This is a genomic window from Streptomyces sp. URMC 124 (assembly GCF_051386455.1).
Lineage (GTDB): Bacteria > Actinomycetota > Actinomycetes > Streptomycetales > Streptomycetaceae > Streptomyces.
The window spans coordinates 1-3,839 of record NZ_JBPQTS010000275.1 but is presented as its reverse complement, the minus strand read 5'-3'; the positions used below and the strand labels follow the sequence as shown (position 1 = coordinate 3,839).

At 70.2% G+C, this 3,839-nt stretch carries 3 protein-coding genes; all 3 read left to right on the top strand.

What is annotated here, in order from left to right; all coding sequences use genetic code 11:
* Nucleotides 1–1,043, top strand: a 1,043-nt coding sequence (locus ACSNOG_RS32030) for a hypothetical protein (protein WP_436756212.1), incomplete at its 5' end; no start/stop codon positions are given.
* Between the two features lie 113 nt (nt 1,044–1,156).
* Nucleotides 1,157–2,392, top strand: coding sequence for an amidohydrolase (locus ACSNOG_RS32025; protein ID WP_436756213.1), 1,236 nt, complete (start codon nt 1,157–1,159; stop codon nt 2,390–2,392).
* 366 nt (nt 2,393–2,758) lie between these two features.
* Nucleotides 2,759–3,787 (top strand): BMP family lipoprotein, encoded by a 1,029-nt coding sequence (locus tag ACSNOG_RS32020; protein ID WP_436756211.1) that lies wholly within the window; start codon nt 2,759–2,761, stop codon nt 3,785–3,787.
* Nucleotides 3,788–3,839 lie beyond the last annotated feature (52 nt).

Below are 3,839 nucleotides of genomic sequence, written 5' to 3'. Positions count from 1 at the left end.
CCCACGGCGTCCCCCGCCAGCCCGGTCCCCGCGATCAGGACGGCGCTGCCGGGCCGGGGGCGTCACCCGTCCGGCCCGAGCCCACCGGGCTGCTGGTCGTCGTCCTCGCGCCCCACGACCCGATGTCGCGCGGCCAGCTGCGCCGGATGGCCGAGCTGGCCCGCGACCAGGGGCACGAGGTGCGCTGGGAGGAGGCGCGGGGCGGGCCGACGGCACCGGTGGCCACGGTCGGCGGGCTCGCGGGGGCGCTGCGCCGGGCGCACCGGATCGTGATCGGCGACCCGTTCTCGCGCTACGTCCAGCTGCTGCTGACGATCACCCGGGCGCGGGAGCTGGTGGTGGTGGACGACGGCACGGCCACGATGGAGTTCGTCGCTCAACTCGGCCGGGGCGAAAGCCTTGTACGGTGGCACCGCCGCGGCAGCAAAGGGGCGCGCGATCTCCTCTTCGCGCCGGTCTCTGCTTCAGCGCGCCGGATGCTGACGCCCAACGCTGGCCGGAGCGTAGAGGTGTTCACCTCGATGCCGGTCGAACCGCCACCCGGCGTAGACGTCCGGGCCAACGACTTCGCCTGGACGCGCGCGGCCTTCGGCCCGCCCCGGCTCACCGGCGGCACGGACCTCGTGGGAACTTCCCTGGTGGAGACCGGGGTCGTGGACCCCGACCGCTACCTGGGGGCCGTCGCCTCCCTGGCCCGCGCCCACGGCGCCACCCGCTACTTCGCCCACCGCCGCGAGAGCGCGGAGAAGCTGCGCCGGATAGCGGACGCGGTGGGGCTGGAAGTGGTGCGCCCCGAGCTCCCGCTGGAGATCGTCGCCCGCCGGGGCCCGGTCGGCCGCACCGTCGTGAGCTTCCCCTCGACCGTCGTGCACACGCTGCCGCTGGCCCTCGCGGGCACCGGGATCACGGTCGCGGTCTGCGACATCGACCCCGTTTGGCTCACCGCGCACGCCTCTCCCCGGGCGGAGGGATTCCTGGCCGAGGTGACGGACACGGCCCGGGATGTGCGGCGACTTCCGGCCAGCCCGCTGACCGCTTCCTGAGCCGTAAAGACTGGTCATACCCCTCAAGTGAGCCATCCATGCGGCTGAACTTTTCTTGATCGGGGGGCAGTTGCCCGGGTGGGGGCTCTACTCTTCCCTGCGTGAACCATCTGATGCCTTGCGACGCCGGGACTGCCACTTCTCAGGGGACGGGCGAGGGGGTGCTCGCCGGTACGCTCCCCCCGGGGCTGCGCGACGAACTCATCGCGTTCCGGCGGGATTTGCACATGCACCCCGAGCTGGGCAACCGCGAGTTCCGGACCACCGCGGCCGTCAAGGCGAGACTGCAGCGCGCGGGCCTCTCCCCGCGGACGCTGTCGACGGGCACGGGGCTGTTCTGCGACATCGGGCGGGAGCCGGGCGTGCCGGCGCAGCCCATGCTGGCGCTCCGCGCCGATCTCGACGCCCTGCCCATCCCGGACACCAAGTCGGTGCCGTACCGCTCGACGGTCCCCAGGATGGCGCACGCCTGCGGCCACGACGTGCACACCACCGCGGTCCTCGGCGCCGGCCTGGTCCTCGCCGACCTGGCCGAGCAGGGCCGGCTGCCGCACCCCGTCCGGCTGATCTTCCAGCCCGCCGAGGAGGTGCTGCCCGGCGGCGCCCTGGACGCCATCGAGTGCGGGGCGCTGGACGGCGTCGGCAAGATCATCGCGGTGCACTGCGACCCCAAGGTCGAGGTCGGCCGCATCGGCCTGCGGGTCGGCCCCATCACCTCAGCGTGCGACCGCCTGGAGGTCACCCTCGGCGGCCCCGGCGGCCACACCGCCCGCCCGCACTTCACCACGGACCTGGTGACCGCCGCCGCCCGGATCGCCATCGACGTGCCCGCGGTGCTGGCCCGCCGGGTGGACGCCCGCTCGGGCCTGTCCCTCACCTGGGGCCGGATGGAGACGGGCCACGCGCCGAACGTGATCCCGCAGCACGCGGAGCTCTCCGGCACCGTCCGCTGCCTCGACCTGCACGCCTGGCGGGACGCGCCGGACCTGGTGCACGCCGCGATCGACGAGGTCGCCACGCTCCACCGGGCCAAGTCGGAGATCAATTACGTCCGCGGCGTGCCCCCGGTGGTCAACGACGCCGAGGTCGTCGGCCTGCTGCGGCGCGCCATGGCCGCCCGCCGCGGACCCTCCTCCGTGGAGGACACCGAGCAGAGCCTGGGCGGCGAGGACTTCTCCTGGTACCTGGAGCACGTGCCCGGAGCGATGGCCCGCCTGGGCGTCCGCCCGGTCGGTGATACGACCCGGCGTGACCTGCATTGCGGTGATTTCGACGTGGACGAGGGTTCCATCACCGCCGGCGTCGAACTCTTCACCGCCGCGGCATTGCTGGACGGAGGGCGGGTTTAGCTGTAACAAGCACCGGATTTTGGGCGGACATTGATTGCACATTGGCGTGCACATTGGCGGCGTCCGGCATGCGTATTGGGTCCGTGGACGCCCGGCCGGACCGGGATGGAGAGTTCCAGGTCACGTTGTACGTAAAACCTGGGTAGTTCGGGGCCAGATCACGTTGTACGTAAAACCCATCGACGGCGCGGACGGCCGATCCCAGCCCTGACTGGGCCGGATGGAGGTAACCCCGACGCAAACGGGGCAATAGTGGTTCGCGTCGATCCGATAACGGCTTTGTTGTACCCCTTTTCAGTCCATCTACGCGCGTTACGATTCCGGCGTCCAGCGCCAAAGGAGGCGCTTCGAGTGAAGGGGCCCCTCGTGCGCCGGGTATCCACAATCACTGTCGCGGGCGTTGCCACCGCGGCTCTCGCGTTCACCCTCACCGCTTGTGGTGAGTCCTCCACCGATTCCGGTGACGGCAAGAGCAAGGGCGTCGGCCTTGCGTTCGACGTCGGCGGCCGTGACGACCACTCCTTCAACGAGTCCGCGGCCCGTGGCCTGGACAAGGCCATGAAGGAGCTCGGCGTCGAGGGCAAGATGATGACCGCCAAGAACGGCGAGACCGAGGCCGAGCGCGAGCAGCGCCTCAGCTCCCTCGCCGACAAGGGCTACAACCCGGTCATCGGCGTCGGCTTCAACTACGCGAAGTCGATCGAGAAGGTCGCCAAGGACTTCCCGAAGACCAACTTCGCGATCGTCGACTCGGTCGTCCCGGGCGACAACGTCAACAGCATCACCTTCGGTGAGCACGAGGGCTCCTACCTCGCGGGCGTGGCCGCGGCCCAGAAGTCCAAGACCAAGAAGGTCGGCTTCATCGGCGGCGTGGACAACGAGCTGATCAAGAAGTTCCAGGCGGGCTTCGAGCAGGGCGCGAAGGAGTCCGGCGTCAAGGTCGAGGTCACCTCCGAGTACCTCGGCAGCACCGACAAGGGCTTCAACGACCCGGCGGCCGCCAAGGACAAGGCCAAGGGCATGCTCGACCGCGACATCGACGTGATCTACACGGCGGCCGGCCTCTCCGGCAACGGCTCCATCGAGGCCGTCGCGGGCAAGAAGGACGCCTGGGCCATCGGTGTCGACTCCGACCAGTACCAGCAGCCGGGTCTGGCGAAGTACAAGGACCACATCCTCACCTCGGTCGTGAAGAACGTGGACGTCGCGGTCTTCGACATGGTCAAGAGCGTCAAGGACGGCAAGCCGCTGACCGGCCCGCACCAGTACCTGCTCAAGGACGGCGGCGTCTCGCTGGCCACCTCGGGCGGCTTCATCGACGACATCAAGGCCAAGATCGAGGAAGCGAAGAAGAACATCGTCGACGGCAAGGTCAAGGTCAAGACCACCCCGTGACGCGGTGCCGGTCCCTGACCGGCACCCACCGGCCGGTCCTCGCGGACCGGCC